Origin of the sequence: Chryseobacterium oncorhynchi (assembly GCF_002899895.1) — a bacterium.
GTDB classification, from domain to species: Bacteria; Bacteroidota; Bacteroidia; order Flavobacteriales; family Weeksellaceae; genus Chryseobacterium; species Chryseobacterium oncorhynchi.
The window spans coordinates 192,025-217,788 of sequence record NZ_PPEI02000001.1 but is presented as its reverse complement, the minus strand read 5'-3'; the positions used below and the strand labels follow the sequence as shown (position 1 = coordinate 217,788).

At 35.2% G+C, this 25,764-nt stretch carries 28 protein-coding genes; 9 read left to right on the top strand and 19 right to left on the bottom strand.

Going from position 1 to position 25,764, the window contains the following annotated elements; translation table 11 throughout:
• Positions 1 to 123 precede the first annotated feature (123 nt).
• The 3 genes from C1638_RS01030 to C1638_RS01020 all read left to right on the top strand — a co-directional run bounded on the left by C1638_RS01030 (position 124) and on the right by C1638_RS01020 (position 3,971).
• A complete protein-coding gene (locus C1638_RS01030) occupies positions 124 to 504 on the top strand; it encodes an HYC_CC_PP family protein (RefSeq protein ID WP_228427971.1) in 381 nt (126 codons plus the stop codon).
• A gap of 119 nt (positions 505 to 623) precedes the next feature.
• Positions 624 to 1,097, top strand: a complete 474-nt coding sequence (locus C1638_RS01025; protein ID WP_109617384.1) for a DUF3347 domain-containing protein — start codon at positions 624 to 626, stop codon at positions 1,095 to 1,097.
• Positions 1,098 to 1,202: 105 nt separating this feature from the next.
• Positions 1,203 to 3,971, top strand: coding sequence for a multicopper oxidase domain-containing protein (locus C1638_RS01020; protein WP_109619017.1), 2,769 nt, complete (start codon positions 1,203 to 1,205; stop codon positions 3,969 to 3,971).
• Positions 3,972 to 4,095: 124 nt separating this feature from the next.
• Here the strand turns inward: C1638_RS01020 and C1638_RS01015 are convergent, their stop codons facing one another.
• From C1638_RS01015 to C1638_RS00980, 8 genes are all read right to left on the bottom strand, one after another.
• A complete protein-coding gene (locus tag C1638_RS01015; RefSeq protein WP_109617382.1) occupies positions 4,096 to 5,214 on the bottom strand; it encodes an FAD-dependent monooxygenase in 1,119 nt (372 codons plus the stop codon).
• A 49-nt stretch (positions 5,215 to 5,263) separates the two neighbouring features.
• Positions 5,264 to 5,764 carry a GNAT family N-acetyltransferase gene (locus C1638_RS01010; protein WP_109617380.1) on the bottom strand — a complete coding sequence of 167 codons (501 nt, stop codon included), beginning with the start codon at positions 5,762 to 5,764 and terminating at the stop codon, positions 5,264 to 5,266.
• 10 nt (positions 5,765 to 5,774) lie between these two features.
• The gene (locus C1638_RS01005; RefSeq protein WP_109617378.1) at positions 5,775 to 6,368 is read right to left on the bottom strand and encodes a hypothetical protein; all 594 of its coding nucleotides are present in this window, start codon (positions 6,366 to 6,368) and stop codon (positions 5,775 to 5,777) included.
• A 16-nt stretch (positions 6,369 to 6,384) separates the two neighbouring features.
• Positions 6,385 to 7,173 carry an alpha-ketoglutarate-dependent dioxygenase AlkB gene (locus tag C1638_RS01000; RefSeq protein ID WP_109617376.1) on the bottom strand — a complete coding sequence of 263 codons (789 nt, stop codon included), beginning with the start codon at positions 7,171 to 7,173 and terminating at the stop codon, positions 6,385 to 6,387.
• 19 nt (positions 7,174 to 7,192) lie between these two features.
• Complete coding sequence (locus C1638_RS00995; RefSeq protein WP_109617374.1) at positions 7,193 to 8,425, bottom strand: hypothetical protein; 1,233 nt, start codon at positions 8,423 to 8,425, stop codon at positions 7,193 to 7,195.
• Between the two features lie 59 nt (positions 8,426 to 8,484).
• On the bottom strand, positions 8,485 to 8,913 hold the full coding sequence (locus tag C1638_RS00990) for a hypothetical protein (protein ID WP_109617372.1): 429 nt from the start codon (positions 8,911 to 8,913) through the stop codon (positions 8,485 to 8,487).
• 65 nt (positions 8,914 to 8,978) lie between these two features.
• Complete coding sequence (locus tag C1638_RS00985) at positions 8,979 to 9,845, bottom strand: sigma-70 family RNA polymerase sigma factor (protein ID WP_002979276.1); 867 nt, start codon at positions 9,843 to 9,845, stop codon at positions 8,979 to 8,981.
• A gap of 301 nt (positions 9,846 to 10,146) precedes the next feature.
• The gene (locus tag C1638_RS00980) at positions 10,147 to 10,938 is read right to left on the bottom strand and encodes a S1/P1 nuclease (RefSeq protein WP_109617370.1); all 792 of its coding nucleotides are present in this window, start codon (positions 10,936 to 10,938) and stop codon (positions 10,147 to 10,149) included.
• A 479-nt stretch (positions 10,939 to 11,417) separates the two neighbouring features.
• Between C1638_RS00980 and C1638_RS00975 the strand changes: the two genes are divergently transcribed.
• The 3 genes from C1638_RS00975 to C1638_RS00965 are packed head-to-tail and all read left to right on the top strand — an operon-like array spanning position 11,418 to position 14,459.
• Positions 11,418 to 12,335: a type VI secretion system baseplate subunit TssG gene (locus tag C1638_RS00975; protein ID WP_228427967.1), complete on the top strand. Its 918-nt coding sequence runs from the start codon at positions 11,418 to 11,420 to the stop codon at positions 12,333 to 12,335.
• A 54-nt stretch (positions 12,336 to 12,389) separates the two neighbouring features.
• Positions 12,390 to 13,292, top strand: coding sequence for a TssN family type VI secretion system protein (locus C1638_RS00970; protein WP_109617366.1), 903 nt, complete (start codon positions 12,390 to 12,392; stop codon positions 13,290 to 13,292).
• Between the two features lie 27 nt (positions 13,293 to 13,319).
• A complete protein-coding gene (locus C1638_RS00965) occupies positions 13,320 to 14,459 on the top strand; it encodes a hypothetical protein (protein ID WP_109617365.1) in 1,140 nt (379 codons plus the stop codon).
• Between the two features lie 74 nt (positions 14,460 to 14,533).
• On the opposite strand, the gene blaIND is transcribed toward C1638_RS00965, so the two are convergent.
• On the bottom strand, positions 14,534 to 15,253 hold the full coding sequence (gene blaIND / locus C1638_RS00960) for an IND family subclass B1 metallo-beta-lactamase (RefSeq protein ID WP_109617363.1): 720 nt from the start codon (positions 15,251 to 15,253) through the stop codon (positions 14,534 to 14,536).
• A 283-nt stretch (positions 15,254 to 15,536) separates the two neighbouring features.
• Between blaIND and C1638_RS00955 the strand changes: the two genes are divergently transcribed.
• Complete coding sequence (locus C1638_RS00955; protein WP_109619015.1) at positions 15,537 to 17,966, top strand: TonB-dependent receptor; 2,430 nt, start codon at positions 15,537 to 15,539, stop codon at positions 17,964 to 17,966.
• Positions 17,967 to 18,015: 49 nt separating this feature from the next.
• On the opposite strand, the gene C1638_RS00950 is transcribed toward C1638_RS00955, so the two are convergent.
• A complete protein-coding gene (locus C1638_RS00950; RefSeq protein WP_109617361.1) occupies positions 18,016 to 18,669 on the bottom strand; it encodes a metal-dependent transcriptional regulator in 654 nt (217 codons plus the stop codon).
• 85 nt (positions 18,670 to 18,754) lie between these two features.
• Between C1638_RS00950 and C1638_RS00945 the strand changes: the two genes are divergently transcribed.
• On the top strand, positions 18,755 to 19,789 hold the full coding sequence (locus tag C1638_RS00945) for a threonine aldolase family protein (protein ID WP_109617359.1): 1,035 nt from the start codon (positions 18,755 to 18,757) through the stop codon (positions 19,787 to 19,789).
• A gap of 52 nt (positions 19,790 to 19,841) precedes the next feature.
• On the opposite strand, the gene C1638_RS00940 is transcribed toward C1638_RS00945, so the two are convergent.
• Positions 19,842 to 20,342: a hypothetical protein gene (locus tag C1638_RS00940; RefSeq protein WP_109617357.1), complete on the bottom strand. Its 501-nt coding sequence runs from the start codon at positions 20,340 to 20,342 to the stop codon at positions 19,842 to 19,844.
• 138 nt (positions 20,343 to 20,480) lie between these two features.
• Between C1638_RS00940 and C1638_RS00935 the strand changes: the two genes are divergently transcribed.
• Entirely contained in the window at positions 20,481 to 21,440 is a 960-nt protein-coding gene (locus tag C1638_RS00935; RefSeq protein WP_109617355.1) for a hypothetical protein, read from the top strand.
• Between the two features lie 38 nt (positions 21,441 to 21,478).
• Here the strand turns inward: C1638_RS00935 and C1638_RS00930 are convergent, their stop codons facing one another.
• The 8 genes from C1638_RS00930 to C1638_RS00900 all read right to left on the bottom strand — a co-directional run bounded on the left by C1638_RS00930 (position 21,479) and on the right by C1638_RS00900 (position 25,642).
• Positions 21,479 to 22,033 carry a DUF4256 domain-containing protein gene (locus C1638_RS00930; RefSeq protein WP_109617353.1) on the bottom strand — a complete coding sequence of 185 codons (555 nt, stop codon included), beginning with the start codon at positions 22,031 to 22,033 and terminating at the stop codon, positions 21,479 to 21,481.
• A gap of 123 nt (positions 22,034 to 22,156) precedes the next feature.
• Positions 22,157 to 22,555, bottom strand: coding sequence for a DoxX family protein (locus C1638_RS00925; RefSeq protein ID WP_109617351.1), 399 nt, complete (start codon positions 22,553 to 22,555; stop codon positions 22,157 to 22,159).
• 17 nt (positions 22,556 to 22,572) lie between these two features.
• The gene (locus tag C1638_RS00920) at positions 22,573 to 23,151 is read right to left on the bottom strand and encodes a YdeI/OmpD-associated family protein (RefSeq protein WP_109617350.1); all 579 of its coding nucleotides are present in this window, start codon (positions 23,149 to 23,151) and stop codon (positions 22,573 to 22,575) included.
• A gap of 36 nt (positions 23,152 to 23,187) precedes the next feature.
• Positions 23,188 to 23,655, bottom strand: coding sequence for an SRPBCC family protein (locus C1638_RS00915; RefSeq protein ID WP_109617348.1), 468 nt, complete (start codon positions 23,653 to 23,655; stop codon positions 23,188 to 23,190).
• A 71-nt stretch (positions 23,656 to 23,726) separates the two neighbouring features.
• The gene (locus tag C1638_RS00910) at positions 23,727 to 24,056 is read right to left on the bottom strand and encodes an ArsR/SmtB family transcription factor (RefSeq protein WP_076351880.1); all 330 of its coding nucleotides are present in this window, start codon (positions 24,054 to 24,056) and stop codon (positions 23,727 to 23,729) included.
• A gap of 233 nt (positions 24,057 to 24,289) precedes the next feature.
• Positions 24,290 to 24,577: a DUF6265 family protein gene (locus tag C1638_RS22740; protein WP_498365963.1), complete on the bottom strand. Its 288-nt coding sequence runs from the start codon at positions 24,575 to 24,577 to the stop codon at positions 24,290 to 24,292.
• A gap of 42 nt (positions 24,578 to 24,619) precedes the next feature.
• The gene (locus C1638_RS22215; RefSeq protein ID WP_165826482.1) at positions 24,620 to 24,763 is read right to left on the bottom strand and encodes a hypothetical protein; all 144 of its coding nucleotides are present in this window, start codon (positions 24,761 to 24,763) and stop codon (positions 24,620 to 24,622) included.
• A gap of 66 nt (positions 24,764 to 24,829) precedes the next feature.
• Positions 24,830 to 25,642 carry a helix-turn-helix domain-containing protein gene (locus tag C1638_RS00900; protein WP_109617344.1) on the bottom strand — a complete coding sequence of 271 codons (813 nt, stop codon included), beginning with the start codon at positions 25,640 to 25,642 and terminating at the stop codon, positions 24,830 to 24,832.
• Positions 25,643 to 25,764: the final 122 nt, after the last annotated feature.

The window sequence follows — 25,764 nt, the reverse complement described above, 5'->3', positions numbered from 1 at the left end:
TAACAAAAAATATAAAAAGCTTCTGAATATTTTTCAGGAGCTTTTTGTTTGCCGGAATTTTATAACAACATTACTGAATTTTATAACAATGGTTTCTGGGATATTTTTAACTTTGTCTCAACAATGAAAAAGATTCTTGCCATATTGTTCTCTATTTTCTACTTCGGATTTTCTTCCGGAGCAGCTTTTAGTGTTCATTATTGTATGCAGGAATTTGTTTCTGTAAGCCAGAAAACAGATGACATCTGTGGAAAGTGTGGTGTAAAAGAGAAAAAAGGATGTTGCAAAACAGAAATTAAAATTGTAAAAGTTGATGATTCTCAAAAATCAGATTTGATGAATGTTGACTTTTTAGGACAGATTTCTGAAATCCCGACCACACACCCGTTTTTCTTTGCAGATAAATCTTTTTCAGCATCAAAATTTACTCAAATTCAGATCAACGGGCCTCCGGAATATAAACCGGTACCTATCTATATCCATCATTGTAATTTTAGAATTTAGAATTGGTCTTTCGTTTTCGGTATTAAAATAATATCGTTCAAGGCGACACGTCCTGACGCATGTCCTTATGTGTCACCCATTATTCTTTATTAAAAAAATTAATTCTAAAATTTAAAACAATGAAAAAGTATATCATTACAGCAGCCTTATCTTTATTTTCAATCATTTCACTTTCAGCACAATCTAAAAAAGATGCTCAGGTTTCAAAACTGTATCAGAACTATATTGCAATCAAAACTGCATTAGCTTCAGATGATGCTGACAAAACTTCAAAAGCTGCCACAGAATTCATTAAAACAGCTTCTACTATTGACTATAAATTAGTCTCTGAAGGAAACCTTAATATTCTTAGAAAAGATGCTTCTGCTATTTCTGATGCAAGAACTGTTGCTGCCCAGAGAGAAACATTCTTCAACCTTTCCGATAATATGATTGCTCTGACAAAAGAGTTTAAGCTTTCTGAAAAACCGGTGTATGTGCAATATTGCCCAATGGCTGATGCAAGCTGGTTAAGCGACGAAAAACAGATCGCAAACCCATACTATGGCAAGTCTATGCTTACTTGTGGAAGTGTAAAGTCAGAAATTAAATAATATATTGTATTAATCTTTAAAACAATAAGTTGCATGATTTAGTTTATGATTAAATTGAAGTCATGCAGCTTCTAAAAAGCTCGGAATATTATGAAAAAGCTAATAATGTTTCTGGTACTTTTATTTTCTGTTTTTACTTTCGCACAAACAACAAAAACCTTTTATACATGTCCTATGCATCCAGAAGTAGTTTCCTCAAAACCAGGAGACTGCCCAAAGTGCAAAATGACTCTGGTAAAGAAAACAGTTGTAATACAACCCAAAGTGGTTGCAAAGCCAGTAGTAAAACCTATACAGAAAGTAGAGACCAAAACAAAACCAGTAGAAGTTAAGGTCAATAAGACCAAGATTGATAAAAAAGTTGATATTAAAAAGTCAAAAAAAGTTGAGAAAGCTCAGGTAGTCAAACCTGATTTGAAACCTAAAAGTCAGATTTCTCCTCAACAATCTAAACCTCAATCTCAAATCACCTACACTTGTCCTATGCATCCTGAAGTTACTTCAGATAAACCGGGGAGATGCCCCAAATGCGGAATGGATTTAGTTGAAAAAGAAGATCATCAACATGCTATCGTTGAAGAGCAGAAAGAAGAGCAGCCTGTTCTAAAAAGAAATTCTGAAAACGGAAGACTTACTTTTGGAGGGAAGACTGTTCGTTATGATCTGTATGTAAAAGATACTATTGTCAATTTCACAGGAAAAAATAGAAGAGCCCTTGCTATCAACGGAAAACTGCAGGCTCCTACGATGTATTTTACGGAGGGAGACACGGCAGAGATTTATCTGCATAATATGCTTAAGGAAAATACAGGACTTCACTGGCATGGCGTTATCTTACCCAACGAGCAGGATGGAGTTCCTTATCTTACGACAAAGCCTGTGAAACCAGGAGAAACACATTTGTATAAATTCAGAGTGTCTCAAAACGGAACGTATTGGTATCACTCTCACGAAGCCCTTCAGGAACAAATAGGGATGAACGGAATTCTGGTCTTTAAAAAAAGAGAGGGAGAGCCAAAAACAGAATATAATGCAGAAATCCCTGTACTATTAGGAGACTGGAGTGATGATGATCCCATGCAGATTGCACGAAGACTTCACATGGCCAATACAGATTGGTATGCGGTAAAGAAAAATGCCGTTCAGAGTTATTGGGAAGCCATAAAGTCGGGAAATTTTGGAACAAAAGCGCTGAATGAGTGGAAAAGAATGGAAGCCATGGACGTAAGTGATGTCTACTATGATAAATTCCTGATCAACGGAGCACCAAGTTCTGATTATTCCAATCTAAAAGCAGGTGACAAAGTAAGGCTAAGAGTAGCCAATGGCGGATCTTCCACTTATTTCTGGCTCAATTATGGAGGAGGAAAAATAAAGGTCGTTGGAAATGACGGAAATGATGTGGTTCCCGTAGAAGTAGACCGCTTGATTGTAGGTGTTTCTGAAACATATGACATTGAAGTCACTATTCCTGAAAGCAAAAGCTTTGAGTTCAGAGCTACTTCAGAAGACAGAATAGGACATGCTTCACTTTGGCTAGGTTCGGGTGATAAAGTAGAAGCTCCCAATTTGCCTAGATTAATGCTTTTTGAAGGGATGAAAATGATGAACGGAATGATGGAAATGAGCGGAAACATGAAGCCAATGAACATGACGATGGGGAACCAGATGATGGACATGAATGAGGTGATGTATCCGGAGCTTCCCGAAAGTCAAAGAAAGACGACGATGAAGCACATGAATGAAATGATGGGGGTGAAAACAAAGGAAGAGAAAAAAGAAGAAGATCATTCCCAACATTCAGGAATGGATATGAAAGAAGAAAAATCTATTAAAAGATTGTCTTACAATATTTTAAAGTCTCCGGAAAAAACAATTCTTCCAACAGACAGTATCCGTGAAATGAAATTTACGTTAGAGGGAAATATGAACCACTATCTATGGACACTGGACAATAAAACGGTTACAGAAACAGATAAGATTTTGGTTAAAAAAGGAGAGATTCTTAGAATCAAACTGTATAATAATTCCATGATGCGTCACCCAATGCACTTGCATGGGCACGATTTCAGACTGATTAATTCAAAAGGAGAATACTCACCTTTGAAAAATGTAGTAGACATTATGCCTATGGAAACAACGATCATTGAATTTGCGGCCAATCAGGATGGAGACTGGTTCTTCCACTGCCATATCCTTTATCATATGATGGCCGGTATGGGAAGAATATTCAGCTATGAAAATTCAAAACCAAATCCGCAGCTTCCTAACAGAAAACTGGCCTGGAAAAACTTCTTACAGGATAACAAAATGGTAAGCTCTATGGCTATGCTGGATGTTGCAAGCAATAAAATACATGCAGAAACCATGACAATGTTTGGACCAAGATGGGCAAACCTTAATGAATTTCATTCTAACTGGAACTTTGATCATTTTGAGGGAAGCGCAAAAGTGGGAAGATTTTTAGGAAAATTCCAATGGGCACTTCCATATGCAGGGGTAAGGGTTCAGAAAAATCATGAAATCATGGAAAGACAGATGGCAGAAGATATGGGAATGGATTTTCATGGTAAGAAAACCTGGTTCGGGCAGCAGAAAGCTTCTAAAAGCAGATATGCTTTCATGGTCGGGATGCAATACGTATTACCAATGCTGATAACCGCTGATGCCAGTGTAGACCAAAACGGGAAAGTATTGCTGGAACTGAGCAGGGAAGATATTCCAATTTCCAGAAGATTAAGAGGAAATTTTGCAGTCAACTCTGATGGAGAGTTTTCTACAGGACTGAGATACATTGTTCAGAAATGGCTATCTCTTTCAGGAAACTATGATAATGAAATGGGATTTGGAGCGGGAGTTACCTTAACCTATTAATACAAAATAAAAGACTGTCTCTTGTGGCAGTCTTTTTATTTTTATGGATTGTTATCTCTCTAAAATTATGTAGATTTTCGTAAAGCATATCTGAATAATTGTTATCAATCCCTGTAAAGGAAAACTACATTTCCAATTCAATAATTTTCTTTGCTATTTTCTCATTCATACGCTCTGGAATTAAACTCATCAGAAAATTTCGCAGTGAATTTCCCTGTTCCCATTGCGAGATTTTTCCAATCGTACGGCTTGTATTCACAATATAATCCACCTTTTTTCTTCTGATTTTTTGAAATTGCTCGAAGATGAAATTAAAGTCTTTATGCTTCTCGAGTAACTTCCCAAGAATGTAAGCATCCTCAATGGCCTGGCAGGCACCTTGTCCCATATTAGGAGTGGTAGCATGGGCAGCATCACCAATCAGGCATAGGTTTTCAGAATACCATTTCGGAATGGGTGAGAGGTCGGAAATTTCATTACAGATGATATCTTCTTCTTCTGTAGCTTCAATAAGCTTCAAAACGAGAGAATGATACTCTTTAAAAATGTCTGTTAGTTCCAAATATCTGCCAAAGCTCCTCTCATTGATGCAGGCATACCAATATACTTTTTTCTCGGAGATCTTTACAAAACCAAAGCGTTTTCCTTTTCCCCACATTTCAAAGGCCTCATGATGATGTTTTTCAGGCAGCTCAAAGTCTACAAGCCCGCGCCAGCATTTTTGTCCGGAACTTCGGATGGTTCCTGTTTTTAATATTTGATTTCTAATAGGAGACTTTATACCATCTGCACCAAAGACAATTGTACTTTCTACCCGGGTTCCATTATCAAAATCCAAAATATAGTTTTCTTTCTTTTCAATGGTCTTTAAAGAATGATTGAGCCGAATAGCCGCAGGATCTAAATTTTCTGCAAGAATTCTCTGTAGTTCAGCTCTGTGAATAGCCACATTGCAGGAATTATACTTTTTTTCCAGTTCAAGAATCTCCGTTTTTGAAAACGGTTTCATTGATTCGTTGGATAGGGTGATTCTATGGATTTTATTTCCTGCATTTTCAATTTTTTCTTTTAAGCCCAATTGATCAAAAACCTGCATCGCATTTACAGCCATCATGATTCCTGCCCCTACAGGCTTTATTTCAGGAGCAGATTCATAGAGCGTAAAATCATATTGATGCTGCTTCAGGATATTTCCAAGGGTGAGACCGCCAATTCCGGCTCCTATGATTGAAATGGAATTCATCAGTATGGGTTTATTGTATGTAAAGCCTGTTGTAAGTTGTTCATGAAATTTATAGGGTTAACATATAACTTTCAGATACTTTTTTAAAACCATATTTGCCGAAAAAATGATGGGCACCATGATTATCAACACCACTTTCCAGCATAATAAAACTGACGTTCCAGTTTTTGGATTCCCGAATCACTTCCTCCAAAAGTTTACTTCCAAGAGACTGACCTCTTACAGTTTGATCTAAAAGCATATCTTCCAAAATAGCATACTTTTTAAAAGGACTGTTAATAACATTGAAAACAAGCATCCCTACAATATCCCCGTTGTCATTTTCTGCAATTAAAATATTCAATTTTGAAGCCTCATTATAATCATAATCGGTCATAAGCTGCTCTGTAAATACAGCTCTAAGATCAGGATTCCAATGATGAGAATCTAAAGCTCTTCCATACATAATTTCACTGTGGGAGATGTAAGAGTCTGTTTTATGGGCGATAAAAAAGTCGACCAGTTCCGGGACACGTGTTTTATCCGTAAGCCATTTTGTAGTATATTTCATAAGATGTTGTTTATTTTATATTCTTTAATTCTTCCATTAACCTATTCTGCTTCTTGATAAAATTATCCAGACTGTCTGTTTTTAGAGGATGAGCATTTTGATACTTTTCAATTTCTAGAAGTGTTTTTCTGATTTTAAAGGCGACGTATAGATTATTTAAAGTTTCATTATTTTTATTGATCTGAGCAATAAGTGCTTTTATATTTCCGGTTTTAAGATTGTATTGATCAGCACTGGTTTTAACCTCTGTTTCAACCTGTTTTTTTATCAGAGAATCAGTAATCGACTTTGTTTTATATCCTGCCTGCTGATAATAAGATTCAGACATGCTGAGTATTCTGTCGTATACCTCCAGAACCTTTTCGGTTTCCTCTATGTTTTTTCGTACTTTATCATCAAGTGCTTTAAGGTTTTTATCATTTTTAATTACCTCGGAATAGATTTGATCAATCAGGTTTTCACTACGATAAGATTCTAAGGAACTTGATACCGAAGATTTTGCATTGTCAACAGCATTTTCCACAATCGGAGCGTTTTCAGTCTTACTTTCCCTACATGAAAGCAAGGATAAAGCCATTACGGAAGCGAAAAGTATTTTTTTCATTGTGATTATTTTAAAATTATGTTTTGGTAATAGGTTTTATAAGGTCCGCATTACTTATGGTGTATAATAAATTGGGATAAACGAAATCCAGTGATCTGTTTTCCTGACCCCTCAGCTGGAAAAACTCTGATTCCTGATCTTTATCTGCCAATGTTAATACCTCACCAGTAGAAAAATAAGGAAGCTCATCTTTGAACTGAATATAGGTTTTTGAAGTTCGGAAAGTTATTCCCAACCACTTATTATTGGATATTGTATTTGATGATGAATTCAATATAATTTTATGCTGAAATCTTTTATTGGTTTCAACAGAAAATAAAACCACAGAATTATGATGAAGTATAATTTCAGCCTCTTCATTGGTTACTTTGTCTTTAATAACGAGTTTTCTTAAATGAAACTCCTCCAGCTCTTCAGGCTTCTCATAGCATGTAAAAAGTGCTATAAAAGAATCGCTGTCCAAGTCCAATGCCTGATCAGAATGGTAATTCATTTTAGAATAAGTAGAATCATACACTTCAATTAAAGCGTTGTTGAAATTCTGTACAGGTACATCAATATGATTTTCAAGTAACGTATCATTAATACTGCCCACAAGCTTATGATGAATATCTGAAAATACAACAGCTGGAATGGCATATCGAGTGGTGGTTCTTACAATAGGAATAAGCGGACCGTCGCTATTTACAAGATGGTTTCCAATCCTGCCTTTTCCGGTAGATTCAAATTCAGCAGAATTGAATAATGGATCGAAAAGATTTTCTTCTAAAGGAAGAGTGATGATATAAAATTCAGGAAAGCTCATTTTTCTTTATTTTACATATTTAAAAAATAGGTTTTTCATAATCACCAGAGTTCATGCTGAAATGAATTTTCCCATATTCCATCATCTTTTCAGAGATATTTTCTTCATAATAAGAATTACGAAGTTCTTCCTGAAGTTCAGGAGTCATTTTTTCAAGTTTAATATAGCTGTCATTTTCTTTAATATAAGTCTGATTATCTGTATGCATGGCTTCCAGATCAGAACAACGCACTACATATCCCATTCTTATAGGAATTTGATCAACGCCCAAAACAGACGGCTTTATTTCATGGGTATAGAGCCTGTTGGTGGAAAGCGGGATTATAAAAGCAGAATTCGGGTATAAAGTAACACTGAATTCCTTTTCCAAAGAATCATCATCCACATTTTTCTTTAGCTTGAAATGCAATCTTGTCAGGGCACTTGTTTGTTTATAGCACCAATCGAATCTATCGGTAGTTGATGGTTTTAGCTGTTCAGTATTAGAATTATCATAGAAAGTACAAAATGCAATAAGTCCTTCCTTGGGCATGTCTTTAGTTTTATCTGAATGTGCCTTGATTTTAGCTTTTACTTCCTTTTCAGAATCAACAGTTTTCTTTTTATTCTCATAGATCTGTACCAGAGCGTGATTAAGTTCTGTTTTACTATCGAAACTTTCCTGCACACAATTATTTAATATATTGATAATTTTTGTATCCGTACTGCGGAAATTATCTGTAGGTCCTGTTAAATTACTGGAGCATCTCAAAAGATGATAATGAAAGGCATCTTTTCCGTCTTCAGCAGTATCTTTGGTTACTTTGCTGAGGTAGATCCCTTTTCTTAGAGCCTTGCTTTCCTTATTGGATTCTGTAAGTTCCTGAAAATCATGTTCAGATTTGATTTGATCAAAATTACGTTCATCTACAAACAGCTTCCTGTAGTAAACACCGGCATTGCTGATGACTACTGGAACTTCTCCCAGTGTTACTATTTTTGATTTTTCCGGGTTATAATTTTCATAATTAACTGAAAACTCTTCTATAATATTAAGAAAGAGAGTGGTCTTTGTAAGTAGGCTGAGGTCTCCACACACGTATATTTTTTTATTGATAAAGTCAATCTCTGTATCAGAAAGGTTATTGATCACCAATCCACAGAAATTCTCGATGAGGTATTGAAGCTCAGAATTGACCGTATTGTCGTTTTGCAAAACAACAAAAACGTTTTTATCTTTAGAAATTTTGTTTTCAAATGGTAGAGTAGTCATGTTTAATCTTTTCGAATTGAATGTTATAATGGTATTAGTTGAAGGTATTTAAAAAATTGTTACAAATGCTTATCAATAGAATGTAAATCAACATCTTTATATTTAAAATTCAAACGTACTTTTATATTAAGGTTGGTATTTTTTATTTCAAGTATGTCATTTACTTTTAATTTTGAATCATAGGTATATTTATAAAAGACACTTGGAAAAGATTCGTTGCTTTTTGTTAATTGAATGATTGAATTATTAAATGATAATATAAAAATTTCACCCTCCAGAAAAATAATATTAGCCTTTCTATAGGTGAATTTATACCCTAATTTTGAATATCCTTCGATTTCAGTTTCTACATTTTTTATTAAAATATATTTTCTGTCTTTGATGTAGGTAAAAAAGAGTTTATTTTTATATTTTAAATAGAAATGGGCTATAATATTTATTAAAATAAAAGTTAATATTAATCCACCGATCAAAATAAAAGTATCCATAGATACAAAAATAAAAAAACGGAGCCTGAAAACAGACTCCGCCTATAAAATAGTTTGCGCTAAAATTATTTACCTAGGTAAGATTTAAGGATCTTACTTCTGGTATTGTGTTTTAGTCTCTTAATTGCTTTTTCTTTGATCTGACGAACTCTCTCTCTTGTAAGATCGAAAGTCTCACCAATTTCTTCTAAAGTCATTGGGTGTTTTCCGTTCAGTCCGAAGTATAGTCTTACCAAATCAGCCTCTCTTGGAGTTAAAGTATTCAATGCTCTTTCAATCTCAATTTGTAGAGACTCAAGCATTAAGTCTTTATCAGGACTTGGTGATTCTCCTGAACGTAATACATCATAAAGGTTAGAATCTTCCCCTTCTACTAAAGGAGCATCCATAGACAGGTGTCTTCCGGAGTTTTTCATAGATTCTTTAATGTCCTCCTCACTCATGTCAAGAACTTCAGCCAATTCTTCCGGAGAAGGTGGTCTTTCATTTTCCTGCTCAAGGTGAGCATATGCTTTATTAATTTTATTGATGGAACCAATTTTGTTCAACGGAAGTCTTACAATTCTGGATTGCTCAGCTAACGCCTGTAAAATTGATTGACGGATCCACCATACTGCATAAGAGATAAATTTGAAACCTCTAGTTTCATCGTACCTTTTTGCCGCCTTCATTAATCCTAGGTTACCCTCATTGATCAAATCGGGTAAGGAAAGACCTTGATTTTGGTATTGCTTGGATACAGAAACCACGAAACGAAGGTTGGCCTTGATTAATTTCTCTAGTGCGGCTCTGTCGCCAGCACGTATTCTTTGTGCCAATTCTACTTCCTCGTCCGCAGTAATTAGTTCCACTTTACCAATTTCCTGCAAATACTTGTCTAATGAAGCAGTTTCCCTGTTGGTAACCTGCTTAGTGATTTTTAATTGTCTCATTTATTTTATCCTCAAAAAAAGAGTTACTATAATATATACGTTTGGCAAAGTGAAAAGGTTACACCTATTTTGATTTTTTTTGAAAAAAGTAGTATTATAGGGAAAATCAAGAGGTAAGACTTTAGAAGTTAATTTCATTAGAAGATGGGTAAGAACATTATTTTTAAAGCTTAAATATTGAAATAGTGCAAGAGCCTTAAATTCTAAACAAAAAAAAACGAAACCGAAGTTCCGTTTTATAACTATTAAGTAATATTTTAACTGTAGCCAGTATTCTTAAATGTTTACCAGCAACCGGTAATTAAAATAATTCATTCAATACTTTCGCCAGTCTTAATCCTCCGTACAATAGTTGTCTCTCCATTGTTTCGTTGAATTTATACTGGTAATCGTAGGATAATTTTGAATCATTTGGAGTCTGTGCGTAGATTTTGTTGGCAATTTTATGCGAATCATACAACCAGTCTTCAAGTGTTCCGGATTGAATTTGTGCTACTTCTTCTTTAGATTTAATATCTAAAAGCTTGGAATATTCGGTATAGCTGTACTTTTGAGAATCAACTAGTTTCCCATCCCAAACAGAGTGTAAGTTTGTTTTTTCGCCAAAGTAAGTAACATTGATCTTATTTCCTCCCAAATCTTCAGCTCTTCCTACGTGTAGAGGTTGAGCAAGATCACCCATAATATGAATAAGGAAGATCAAAGCAATTTTTATGTCCTTTTCAGAAGTGTTTTTATCCTTAATTTGACTGGATAAAGTGTTCACCTGAGTATAAAGACTTGGACCTGCCTGCATCTTCAGATTTTGATCAAAAGCCTTAAGATCTGTTTGTGGATCAATGTTTACATAATGCCAAGATGAAGCCTGCTTCCATACGCCTGTAGTATCAGACTTAATGAAATCCGGCCAGTTGGCCCAGTAAGCCAAACGCTCTTTCCCCATTATTTTTTTGATCTCTCTTCTAGCCTTTCTCGAAAGGTGGTTTTCGGCGATGTCAGCAATGACTCTATGACCTGTTAATCCCCACGCATAAGAATAAAGTGAAGAGGAAATGAATGCTAAAATCAGAATTTTAGAATAAATACTTTTCATTTTAAATAACAATTTTCAGGCTGCAAAGATACGGCCCGCTTTCCGAATGTGCATAAATTATCCTGAATTTATTCCGTAATAAAGTGTTAATAAAATTTAATCTAAATAAAGTAGGGAATTGTACTAGGTTTGGGAGGGTAAATTAAGGAAGCAGGTTATTTTTGTATAATGTATAATGTATAATGTATAATGTATAATGAGGGAGGCTGGATTGCAAAAGAAATAGACTTTATAAAATATTAGGATAAAATTTTTAAATAGCTGATTTTGAACAGGAACCTGTTACTTTTAAACATAGGGCTGATATGCTTTTTACCGTATTTTTACGGAATTTACTTTAAATTATTCCTTTTAATGTTAATAAATTAGTATTTTTAGGATAAAATTATTGCCAAAATATTTTTTCAAACTTACGAGATATATTATCTTTACAAGTCATAATCACAGGAAACACTATGCATGAGAACAATATTGTAGACATGAATTACAATAAGCTGCAGACAGACTTTAAAGCTGAAGCTGTGGCTGTTAACCTTTTAAAATACCAACGGACAGTAAGTAATATCTTTATTGAAAGGGTAGGCGTGAATGATCGTGCCTATTTAAAAGATATTAAAAGCATTTCGAGCAGCTATTTAGGCTTTGATGAGGAAGTATTCACTATAGAGAGTTATAGAGAGGGAATTTACGATTACCTTCCTGAGGGACTATTTCATCCGCCATCTCTTGGAGCTTCCAGAAAAAATGTAGATACTGTAGTAAGGGAAATCCGGAAGCAGAAAAGAGTAGAAGATGATGCCCGAAAGTTCTTCCGTCCTTTTGAGTTAGAAGTATTTTTTACAGAGATCAGTGCTTTACTTAAAGAGTCTGAGTTTGATATTTCCAGTAATACAGATTCTTTGCTGGAGACAGTAAGCGAATTGTGGCCACTGGTTAATATGCTGGATAAGAAAAACGCTTATGTTTTTATGCATATTTTGCCATTTTTTCACCAGATCCGTGGAGATAAGAAATGGTTTGAAAGATGTATGACCGCATTTCTGCAAGTACCTGTAGAGGTAACTTTTTCGCCAAATATTATTGATGGAATAGAGAAAAATAATGACTCTATGCTGTTGGGAAATTCAAGGTTGGGAGTTACATATATTCCGAGTGGAAGACATATGGATGGGCAAAGGAACTGGGTGGTCAATATTGGCCCGATTCCTTATGAGGATATGAAGAAATATATTCCCGGAAGTCCTTTTAGAAATGTTCTTCAGGCCTTATATGATTATTTTCTTCCGGTAACGGTGGATATAGAGGAAAATTTTGTCACAGAAAAGGTAGAATACTCGTTCAGCCTTATGGATGATGAAAGAAATGCCAGCCGCCTTGGATACTCTACATTCCTCTAAATTATTTTATTATATTTACAACTACCAACAAAGTATAAATTCGAAAAGAAAAAAATGGAAATCTCTTCAGTAAAAGGTATTTTTTTAAGGTATATCCTAATGCCTTTAATCGCAGTTATAATGATGTTTATCCTGGGAATCATCAGGAGAAATAAACCTGCGATAAAAATTAAAGTCATTATTATATACGTTCTTCTGTGCAGTTTATGCCTGGCTATTCCGGGTGTTTTTGGATTTGCCGGAAATCTTTTTAATCCTTATTGGTATCTCATTGCACAGGTTATTTACCTTATTTTTGGGATTATTCATGTGAATTTATTGCACAGATATTTTAAAAAGCACATTGAATCTCTTGCAATGAGTATTCTATTTGAATCTATACTTTCATTAACGTGTATAGCACTGGGAGGATTTTTATTTACATTGTTATTTAACTGGATGAGTAAAGGAACAGGGTATGCTGTAATGGCTGCCACCAGTATGCTGATCTTTGTGGTACCAATGGTATTTTATTACTGTTATATCCAGTTTATCAGTATTCCTTTTGATATTTATAAAACATGGAGATATTCTCCGGAACAGAAACTTCCTGATTTTGATGGAGTTGATTTTGACAGGTTAATGGTTTTAAATGTTGAATTGAGTAAAAATCTTGAGGATACAAACCGATTCAGAATTAAAGCAAAAACACTTCCGACCGGGATTACTTTTGGTGACTGGTTTTATAGGGTAGTGGATGATTATAACCACAAAAATCCAGGATCTATCATTCACCTTTCCGATGAAACAAGAGAGCCTTATTATTGGATCTTTTATACTAAAAAATCGTTTTTCAGCTTTAGAAAATATATAGATTTCGACCAGGACATTACTACAAATAGCATTTCTGAAAACGAAGTGGTTATTTGTAAGAGAGTTATTCAGCATGAAGAGGAGGGAGTCACAAGAAAATCATAAACACAAAAAAATTAAAAAGTATTAAGCATGATACAACCTATTAAACATTTTGCAATCAATTGGGTGGATGGGATGAAAGTTTCCCAAAGACACCTTAATGATCAGGATAATTTCTTAATTGATACCATCAGAGATTCCAATTCACTTGGGATTACTACATATAACTATGGGCTTCTGCCTATTTCCACCGAATTTACAGACCGTACTATTTTTGATGTTCATAACACTGCCACCAATGATGTGCAGCTGGTGATCAAAAGATGCAGCGCTGTTACTATGGCTGGATATCGTATAGAATTGATCGATAGAAGAATAAGCGTGAAATCATTGGCGAAGTCAATGAACGAAGAGCAGGTAGATGGAGAATATTATATCCTGATCTCTGTAAATCCTTTTGATAAAGTTCCATTTGGAGATATTGACCCGGAAGAAATTCCGCCACGCCACCCTAATGCACAGCCTAATCACCATATTGAGTTACTTCCTGTAACTTCCCTGAACAGCAGTTATTCAGGAGGAAATTACCTGATTATTGGAAAAGTAGATTTAAAAGCTAATATTGCACAGGTAGATTCTAATTTTATCCCGCCATGTACTTCTATCCAGAGTCATCCGGCTTTAGTGGATTATTACGGAAGCTTTGCAAAGTCAATCGGAAATTTACAGCAGTATGCTTTTAAGATCATTCAAAAAGCATCTCACAAAAATCAAAATACAGCACTGGCACAGAACGTTAAGTTTTTGTGCAGCACAATGGTGAACAACTTTGGCGATATGTATTTCCAATTCAGAAATATTACGCCTTGGCAACCGCCTGTATTTTTAATCGAATCGTTTGCAAGACTGGCGCTTCATTTATACAACTCAACTCAGCTTCTGGTTCCTGCTGAACTGGAAGAAATGCTTAACTATAGTTTAGAATGGAGTGAGATTGCTCCACATACTTTACTGAACCAGCTTTCTATTGTGGCAGAAACTAACTATGACCACCACAATTGCGGAGAACCATTACTTTATATCCAGCAGATGTTGAGAAGCTTAGAAACCATCTTTGCCAAACTAAGTGAACTGGATTATATCGGTCAGAGAAAAGAAAATATCATTGTTAATGAGCAGGAAGTTTCTACCAATTCTAACCCTAAGAGAGGCTGGAGTGTACTAGACTAATACAATCTGTTATTAAAATATAAATCCCGAATTTTCATTCGGGATTTTTTATTGTGAAAAAAAGTATAAACAAATTATTTTTTGTTCAGTAGTTCCAATGTGTGTTCAACATGTCCACCTCCTTTCCATTCATCATGACCAGGAATGACTAGGGTAGCTTGAGAGTACTTCGACTTTAGTTTTTCCATGGTCTTAGGCCATTGGGCAACATTGGCTTCTCCGGTATATCCAAGATCTACTGCCGATTTGCTTTTTACGAGACATCCGCCATCTAATATTTTATATTTTGGGAACCATACCACTACATTGTCAGCAGTATGCCCTTCACCAAGAAAGTCTACTGTAAATTCCTCTCCTCCAATACGGTAAGGTTTTCCTGTTTTTATAAGTTCTGTAGAAGTGGCTTTTCCGTCTTTCTTTAGCAGTTCATTAGTTTTGGCTGTTGCATAGGTTTTAATTCCTTTATTGTTGTAAAAGCTTAAATCTCCGGCTCTGTCCTCATGCGAATGGGTGGCAAATACTGCAATTACAGGAAGATTATGACGTTTTTGAATGGTATCCAGCAAGCTTTGATATTGTGTTTTCTGCCATGGAACATCAAATAAAACAACTCCTTTTTTGGTAACCAGATAAACAGCATTGGTAGAATATTCTTTACCTCCGAATACTCCGAAAGTTTTGTAAATATAGAAGTTAGGTTGAATCTGTGGCTCAATCACAAAATCTCTTACCTGAGCATTTGCAAATGGACTTAGCAACATTGAAACAATAAAAAACGGAATGCTTTTTTTCATAATTTTTTTAAGTAATAATTAAAGTTTGTATTTGTAGAAAAGACAAAGTCTCCAGAAAGTTTTGCAAACCTAGTTAAAAATAAATTTTTCAGATATTTTAGGATAGGAGTTTAACCCTTTTTTAACAATTACTCTGTCACTGCCATTCAAAAAGATAGTAAGAATAATAATTTAAATTAAATAACGCAACTTTGTTGCGATAATGTTTTTTTCACTACTTTTGATTTTTATTAATAACCATTTTTTCAAAGTTCAAGAGACCTTAATAAAAACCTTACTATATATGAAATTTAGATTGATGCTGGCAGTATCTGTTATATCATTTGTTTCGATGGTGAATGCTCAGGAAACAGAAGTGGCAGGCAAAATACTTTTTGAAAATGGAGGCAGTTCTGCTGCTGAAGTAATACTGAAAGACACTTCGGCAAAAGCTACGGTTGATAAAAATGGCGATTATACGATCAAAAATCTGGCTCCCGGAAATTACAGGCTTTTAGTGAAAGCCAAAGGATATGAAGAATTTGAACAGGAAATTTATGTAGAAAAAAAAACTACACTGATACCCAATATTGTACTCATCCGCAATAGTAACAGCATTGATGAGATAGCGATAACAGGAGTTTCAAGGGAGACTTTAATTAAAGAAACACCTGTTGCAATCCTTAGTATCTCTTCCAAACAGATTGAAAGAGCTGTGGCTACAAACATTATCAGTTCATTGGTGAAATCTGCTCCGGGATTAAGTGTTGTGGAAACCGGACCCAATATTTCCAAACCTTTTATTCGGGGACTGGGTTATAACCGGGTACTGACTCTTTATGATGGTATCCGTCAGGAAGGCCAGCAATGGGGAGATGAGCATGGTATAGAAGTGGCTCCCTATATCGTTGAACGAGCAGAGGTTATAAAAGGACCTGCCAGTTTGATGTATGGTTCTGATGCTTTGGCGGGAGTAGTGAGCCTTTTTCCTTATTTGCCCTCTCAGAATGATGGTACAGTGCATGGAAAAATAACCAGTGAATACCAGGGAAACAATAATCTTATCGGAAACGGGATGCAGTTGGGCTACAAAAAGAATTCTCTTATAGCCTCATTAAATGCTTCTTACAGAATGGCAAAAAACTATAGAAATGCTATAGATGGGAGAGTGTATAATACCAATTTTGAAGAAAAAAACTTTTCCTTTCTCTTAGGACGCAAAACAACTACAGGCTTTTCAAAAATTAATTTCACACTATATGATAATCTGCAAGGAATTCCTGACGGAAGCCGTGATCCAAATACCGGAAAATTTACATATCAGATAGGTGAGGGCGATGATGATGATGTGGAGAAAAGACCTGTTGTTTCAGAAAAAGACCTTAATTCCTATACACTTTCTCCTTTACATCAGAGAATTCAGCATTATAGGTTATATGCACAGCATCACCAGCAAATTGGAAATGGTGATTTGGATATTCAGCTGGCTTTACAGCAGAATATCCGTAGAGAATATAACCATCCCACTGCTCCCTCACAACCCGGAATGTATGTGCGACTTAATACTTTAAATTATGGAATACGATATAATTTTCCTAAATTTTCATCTGTAGAAATTTCAGCAGGTATTAATGGAATGGTTCAGAACAATCAAAATAAATCAGCAACAGATTTTCCTATTCCCGATTATGATCTAAGTGAGGGTGGGATCTATACTTATATCAAATGGAAATATAAAAGACTTAACATAAGCGGTGGTGCCCGCTACGATATTCGAAAAATAGGTTGGGAAAATTTTTACATACAGACCAATCCGATAACACAATTTGAAGAGCATGTTGCCCAGCCATCTTCCAATACCAGACTTGGGTTTGCTTCTTACAACAAAACATTTGGTGGTCTGTCAGCAAGCATTGGATCTGCTTTTCAATTAACGAAGCAAATTAGTCTTAAAGCTAATATTGGACGAAGTTACAGAGCACCAAACATTACAGAGATTGGTTCCAGCGGATTAGATCCCGGAGCTCATATTATTTATAAAGGAAACAGAGATTTCAATCCTGAGTTCTCATTACAGGAAGATCTGGGAGTAAGTACACGATTCAAAGATTTTTCGGCAGATGTAAGCTGGTTTAATAATAATATTCAAAATTATATTTATCTGTCATTACTTGTGGACGCACAGGGAAAACCTATTGTAGATACACAGGGAAATAGAACCTATCAGTATCAGCAGGCTTCTGCTCAGCTTTATGGAATGGAAGCATGGCTATCACTGCATCCTGAAAAATGGAAAGGGTTTAATTTTGAAACCAGCTTATCCGTTATTTATGGATTCAACCGTGATAAAAAATTCAAAAATAAAGAGACTCAGGGAGAATACCTTCCATTGATTTCACCATTAAAATTATCAGGAAACCTGTCTCAGAAAATATCTATCCGGTCAAAATTGATTTCATCGGTTACTCCTACAGCAGAAGTTGAGTTTTCAGCAGCGCAAAACAGATACATGGGATTGGATAATACAGAAACGGCAACACCGGATTATACATTGTTTAATATTGGCACATCAGTCGCAATCCATTATTCTGAAAACCATTCAGCAGTCCTGCAGTTTCAGGTGAATAATGTATTGGATAGGTCCTATCAGTCTCACCTTAGCCGGTTAAAATATTTAGGGAATATGTATAATATGGGAAGAAATATATCTTTAAAGCTTATTGTTCCTTTTTAAGAAATAATACAAAAGGTGACCGTATAGCTTGTGGTCACCTTTTGTAAATTTATTTTTTTACCAATATCTTCTCAGTTGCTTTTTTGCTTAAAATTTCAATTTTACCATCAATTTCTATGCTCATCGATTTATCAAAACTTTCAATTTTAATGATCTTTACTTTGGTATTAAGAAGAAGCTTTCTGTCATTTAGGTAAGTAAGGAAAGCATCGTCGGAGAGGGTAACTGAAGCAAAAGTTACATTTTCTCCAATTTCACAGCTGCTTAATTTCTGAAGATCCTGAGCGATGATGTTACCATCCTTATCAGGAATAGGTTCACCATGAGGATCGAATTTAGGATGATTAAGAATTTCATCCATTTTATCAAAGAAAATTTGAGAGTGTACATGTTCCAGTTGTTCGGCAATTTCATGCACATTTTCCCAGCCAAAATTCATTTTTTTGACCAAAAACATTTCGGTAAGTCGGTGTTTTCGAACCACAAGGGCCGCTTCCCGTCTTCCGTTTTCTGTAACAATAAGTGGTTTGTAGGTCTCATAAATGACCCACTTTTTCTCTGCAAATTTCTTCATCATATTATTAACGCTCGGCATTTTCACATTTAAAAATTTGCTGAGTTCATTAATGGTCACCTTTCCTTCATTGTCAACTAAATGAAACAAAGCTTTCAGGTAATTCTCTTCTGTTAGGGTTGTTCTCAAAATGTTAGATGATTTTCAATACAAAACTAACAAAATAATATGGAAAGATCACTCTTGTTATTTTAACTTTTTTTAATTTTACAGTATGAAATTTTCATTCAAAAACGACTATTCTGAGGGATGTCACCCCAATATTCTGCAAGCTCTTTTACAATCTAATCTTGATCAACAGGCTGGTTATGGTGAAGATGAGTACTCTTTGCAGGCAAAAGAACGAATTAAGGAAAGAATACAAAAGAAAGATTCAGAGGTTTACTTTGTTTCCGGAGGAACACAAGCCAATTTAATCGTGATTTCATCGATTCTAAGGCCTTATCAATGTGCGGTTTCTGCATCTACAGGACATATTTTAAATAATGAAACCGGAGCGATTGAAGCTACCGGACACAAAATATTAAGTATTGAAACTGAAGACGGAAAACTAAGACCATCCGATATCATTCCGGTTTTGGAGGGCCATAGTAATGTTCCGCATCAGGTAATGCCAAAGCTTGTTTATATATCAAATTCTACGGAATTGGGTACCATTTATCAGGCAAAGGAACTGGAAGAGCTTTCTGAGTTTTGTAAACAAAATCGCCTTTATTTATTTATGGATGGAGCAAGATTAGGGCACGGATTAACTTCCGAAATAAGTGATCTTACCTTGGAAAGAGTAGCGGAACTTACTGATGTATTCTACCTTGGTGGAACCAAAAACGGAGCATTGATAGGAGAAGCTATTGTTATTAATAATCCTGTACTTCAAGAGGATTTTGCATTTAATATCAAGCAGAAAGGAGCATTATTAGCAAAAGGACGTCTGCTGGGAATTCAGTTTTTGGAACTGATGAAAGATGATTTGTATTTTGATTTGGCCAAACATGCCAATCAACAGGCTATGAAGATAAAACATGCACTACAGGAAAAAGGAGTAAAATTTCTTTCTGATACCTACACCAATCAGATTTTCCCGATTGTAAGTAATGATCTGATTAAGGTTTTATCAGAAAATTTTGAATTTTATGTATGGAAGAAAGTGGATGAAGAGTTTTCTGCAATTCGTCTTATCACTTCATGGAGTACGGGTGATGCTGCAGTAAATCAATTTGTTGAAGTAATAAAAAGAGAATTACCATAAAATAAAAAACAGCCTTCATGAAGGCTGTTTTTGTTTATATAGATGTTCGCAATTATTTTAAAGCTTTGGTAACTACTTTACAATCTGCTGTATTTAGTTTTTGTCCATCTTTATAGCTGATCTTTTTTTCGTCAGCATATTTAGATTGTCCGTCTTCGTCTTTATGATCTCCAATACCTTCCGTTAAGGTATTATCCTTTTGAAGGAAGTAAATATCTCTTTTGCTTTTTTTACCTTCAGAAGTGAATTCATAGGTCAGTTTCAGGGTATCTCCAGACTTAAAACCTGTGATATCTCCTTTTGAACTGTCTTTCTCACTGTTTTTGTAAGATAATTTTCCTGTAATTGTTCCCAGATTGTCATCAATAGAAGCAAAAACACTGTCTTTTCCTGTAGCTCCGATATAACAGAAAGATTTTGGACCTAATGTATCCACCACAGGTTCAGCTACGGCAATAGTATCTGTTTCAACTTTCGGAGCAGGAGCTTCAGCCTTTTTATTACAATTGATTAAAAAGGCTGAAACTGTGCCCAGTAAGATTAATTTTTTCATATCCTTAATTATTATATTCAAATTTTGAATTCCAAAAATAATAATACTATTTATATATTAAAGAATATTATTTATAAATAAGAATAATTTTCTAAAATTTAAAAATGATTTAGGCATAGAAAATGATTGTTCACTTATATGAAAATTACAACTAAACTAATAGGGCTGGGATTCTTTGTTTTTGGCTTATGTTTTTTAATGGGGCAATCTCCTCAAAATTATATTTATACTTCATCAGGAGATCTTCGGAAAATTGAAAAGATGATTATGCGGGAAGATATCGGCGGGGTACAGATTGTTTATAACTGGAAAGCTTTGGAAAAATCGAAAGATGGGTATGATTTTTCTGTTATTGAAAAAGATCTGGATTATTTAAATTCTATTCATAAAAAGTTATTTATCCAGCTTCAGGATAGATTTTTTGAGCCACAGGCAAGGTATATTCCTGATTATGTGTTGAATGATAAAGAATATACTGGAGGATTGGTTGCTCAATATGATAATCCGGGAGAGAATAAACCTGTTGGAAGCGGTTGGGTAACTCAGCAATGGAATTCTGCGGTTCAAAAGAGATTTCAAAAGCTGATAGAGGCGCTGGCGAAGAAATTTGATGGAAAGATTCAAGGGATTAATCTTCCGGAAACGGCAATAGATATTGAAATGAAAGGGGATAAAACAGGGTTTAGCTGCGATCGTTATTTTCAGGCTGAATTAGAAAACCTAAAATTTACAAGAAGTGTTTTCCATCATTCCTATGTTTTGCAGTATGTCAATTTTTTTCCTTGTGAATGGGACAATGATCATCAGTATATGTCCAGACTTTTTGATTTCGCCTATAAAAATAATATAGGTTTGGGCGGGCCAGATATTGTTCCGAATAAAAAAGCTCAGATGAAAAATTCTTATCCTTTTTTTAATCAATACAAAGGAAAACTTTCTCTTGTAGCAATGGCGGTTCAGGAGCCCACACTTACCTATAAGAACCCTAAAACCGGAAAGAATTTTACAAAAGAAGAATTTACTGAATATGCAGAAAGCTATTTGGGAGTTACCATTATATTCTGGAGTGTGGAATCTCCCTGGTTGAGAGATTCCTAATGTATTCTGAGAAGAAAATCCCAGTGAATTTCTCCGATTTATATTTTTAATAATCCCCTAAATCCTCTTGCAGCATAATAGGAATCTGCGCCATTATGGTACATAAATACCGTATTATAGCGTCTGTCACAAAAGATTGCTCCTCCCAGTTCTCTGATGGAAGCCGGAGTTTGCACCCAACTTGATGTCTTTTGATCAAACTTTCCAAGTTCCTGAAGTTGACGGTATTGTTCTTCGGTTAAAAGTTCAATTCCCATTTCAGAAGCTTTATCGATGACATTGCTTTCAGGTTTATTGGCTTTTCGTGAGTTCCAGGCTTGGTAATCATAACAAAGGCTTCTACGTTTCGGGCTTTCGGGAGAGCAGTCGAAGAAGATATATTCATCTGTTCTTTTATCATAATCTACCACATCAGGTTCGCCTTCAGTTTCTTCCATTTCGTGCAAAGTCCATAGTTTTTCAGGGCTGGTTTCCAATTTAGCTTGGATTTTTTCCCATTTCAAGTCCTTATGGCGGTGCATATTTTTTTCAAATCGGACTTTTAGTATTTTTAAAAGTTCATTGATTTGTTCTTGGGTGAGTTTCTTTTTCATATCAAGTTTTGTTTACTATTTGGTTTTGTTAGGTTTGGAATCGTAAAGACGCGAATGAGGGGTTGCTTAAGACGCAAGGATATTATCTACAATAAAATTTCTGATTTTTTATCTTAAAAATTATCAATCAATAATAGTGATTTTTCTATCTAAAGGTCTTAAATACCATGAAATAATGACTAAAATGAATAGTAATATGGCAGGAAAAGTTCTTCCGATAGCATCACCCACAATAAGGTGTGAAATCACAGCTCCGGACATCACAAAGAAAAAGCCTGCATAAGCCCATTCTTTAAGAAGCAAACATTTTGGGATTAGTATTGCTATAACACCCAGTAGTTTCCATATTCCGAGGATTGTCATGAGATAGGATGGATAGCCGAGGGTAGTGAAGTTGGCCAGTTCATCTTTGCTTTGCATGATTTGAACAATCGCTGTAGAGGCCATTCCTAAGGCCATCCATAGGGTGAATATCCAGTAGAAGATTCTTTTTCTTTTTTCTGATTTATTTGATGTTTCCATGGTATTTATTTTTGTGATTAGTCATTTAGTCCTTTTCCGGTAAGGATTTTGGGGATGCATTTTTCGATTCTTGCTTCCCGTGTTTTAGGTTGTTTGGCAGAAGAAAAATGGAGTAGGTAAGCTCTTTGTCGTCCGGGTGTTAAGGATTCAAAAGCTTCTTTTAATATAGAATTATTGTCCAGTTGATGTTGAAACTCCTCAGGCATTTCAAATTCTTTGGTTTTCTTCATTTCAACTTTAGCTCCTGATTCTTCAATTTCAACGGCTTGAAACATACACGCTTGAAGATTTTTTTCCAAATCAACAATTTGTTGCAGCTCTGTAAAACGGATTTGTCTTGCAGCCTGTACATTTTCAGATTGCCGGATCAGAATATGGTCAGGGTCTTTCATCAAGGCTCCTTTAAAAAAGAGAATTGCACAATAGTCTTTAAATCCGTGAATTAAGAAAATATTTTTTCCCTCGTAGGTATAACAGGGGCAGCCCCATTTTAAATCTTCTACAAGCTCGGTGCTTAGGGCAATCGCTCTTAGTTTTTCAAATTCTTCTTTCCATTGCGTGGCATTATCAAAGAAAAAATTAACTTTTGGATTCATGTGTTTTAAGTTTTAGAGTGAGGGTGTCGTAGAGTATTAGAATATCCTACCTAGCTGTTCCTGCAAACGATTATGTGCCATATTAATACCCTGTGCAAAAGGCATTTTCAAATGCTGATCTCTGAAGTCCACAGATTTATAAATGGTTTGGATTGTGATTTTGCTGGTGGTTTCCGTTAATTTTTCAAATTCTAAAAACTCAAACTGTGCAGGAAAAGGAGTGTTTTCCATCTGAAAAGTTCTTGTAATTTTCTCATTCTGAATAATTTCGTGAATGGTTCCGTTGGCACTGAAGACTACATCACCTTGAGGGTTTGATGTTTCAAATCGGTAACTTCCGTGCTGTTTATTTTCAAATTTTGTCACTTTGGTTCCCATCCATTGCTCGAAAAGTTCAGCTTCTGTATACGCTTTGAAAAGCAGTTCTACAGGAAGATCAAATTCTCTGATAATGAAGATTTCCTGTTTTCCGTCTTCTGCGTGGATTTTTGTTTTAAGTTCCATATTTTGAGTTTGGTTTTGGGTGTGGGAGAGCATTAGAGTGGGAGTTGTTGGGTATTATTACTCATTGCTCATTACTTATTATTCATGCTTTGAAAGGCTTTCATAACACTTTCCAGTTTGTTGAATTTCTCATCCCACATTTTGCGGAATGGTTCTATAAAGTCGGCTATTTCTTTCATTTTATTGGGATTTAGGTGATAGATAATTTCACGACCATTCTGTTCAGATCTCAGCAACTCACATTCTGTAAGGATCTGGAGATGCTTGGAAACGGTAGGTCTTGCTGTATCGAAATTAGATGCAATAGCCCCTGCAGTCATAGATTGAGCTGCCACCAGCATCAATATGGATCTTCTGGTAGGATCTGCTATCGCCTGAAATACATCTCTTCTTAAATTCATTGTGTAGTTATTTGACTACAAATATATGTGTAGTTATTTAGCTACGCAAGTTTTTTTTTGATAAATTGTTGATTTTTAATGAAATTAAAATGAAATCATCAGCTTATCAGATCAGAAAAATTTGTCTCAAAGTGCAATTATAGACAGATTTTCGGCCGCCAAAGGCGGCCGAAAATCACTATTTTAAGCTAAGAACTGTTATGTTTTGATTGTAAAATTGATAGCTGATTAATCTACTTTATTTTCTTCATAGGAAATGCCTGTGTTGCCATTTTTCCATTCATTATCCCTGAGATTTCAGCAAATAAAGAATCTTTCCGGATTTTTTTGTAGGTGATGGTTTGAGGAAAGTCATTCTGCTGGTTTTCAAAGATAAGTGAAGTGGAATTGGAGCCGGATTTTGAAATAAAATCTACAGGCTGTTCATCATGTTGACCTTTAACGGAAACAATATAATGGAGTTTTTTTTCTTTTTCTACCAGTCTGACAGATTCAAAAAGAATAGTATCTTTTTTATTCAGGTAATAGCTTTTTCCCTGCAGTTCTGTAGTGCTTTTTTGGGTCTAGGTTTCATAGAGACTTCCTTTGGGTGTTTTGGTTTCCCAGGTTCCGAGGAGCCATTCCAGTTTTTTAATTTCACTTTGCTTTTGAGTCCAACTGCCGATTATCAGGATGCCCATTATGGTGCGGATTAGTTTTGTTTTCATTGCTGTATTATTTTATTTCAGCAAAGTTCTATATAAAGGATAATTTAAAATTGTAAAAATGCGACATTAGGATTCTTTCCTGTAGAATAGATAGGAAAGCTGAAGATTATCACCGTAAAATTCTTTAGGAGTATACCCTGTGAATTCCTTAAAATCTTTAATAAAATGGGCCTGATCATAATATTCAGCCTCGTGTGCAAGGGCAGTAAGGCTTGTGTATTCCTTATTCAGAAGTTGCTTAAGTACAGATTGAAGCCTGATCGTTTTGGAAAGCTGCTTAGGACTTAGCCCAATAGTTGAAGAAAACCGGCGTTCCAGTTGCCTTCTATTGATGCTGATCTGCTTAGAAAGTTCGTTGACAGGAATTTGTCCGTTGCCGTTTAAAAGAATATCAATGGTTGACTGAACAATTTTGTCAATGGTCTCCGGATTGAGTCTTTTCCGTAGAAATGTTTCCACCAGTTCAATCTTTTCACCGATTGTCTGGGCCAAGAATACTTTTTGTCCCAATTCAGTTCCTGCACTTCCAAATAGTTCCTCCAGTGGAATAGCCCTGTCATCCATATTCTTGATAGGAATGGTGGCAAAGGGAATAAAACCATCATGATGAAAACGGACAGAGAAAATACCTGTAATACCCGTAGGTTCTATGCGTAAAGGCTGGGTAAGCTGTCCGAAAACACAATTTCTGGGTTGCAGAATAGCCTCTCCATTAATATATTGTTTGTACAGATCACCATAATGAAAGATCATTTCCATACATCCGTCAGGAACAATAGTCTGTGATTGAGGAACGTCTTCTTTCGGGCTGTCCAAGGTCCAATAGCACTTGATGAGAGATGCCAGTTCAGGATGTGGCTGAAATGTTTGATATTCCATATGATTTTCAATATTCGGATTTTATAAAGCTATTAAACAAAAGTAATAGTAAATTAAAATTGATTAAAAGTGCATGATTTTTCCTTAAAAATAGTACAAAAACTCAATAATAAGTCATTTTT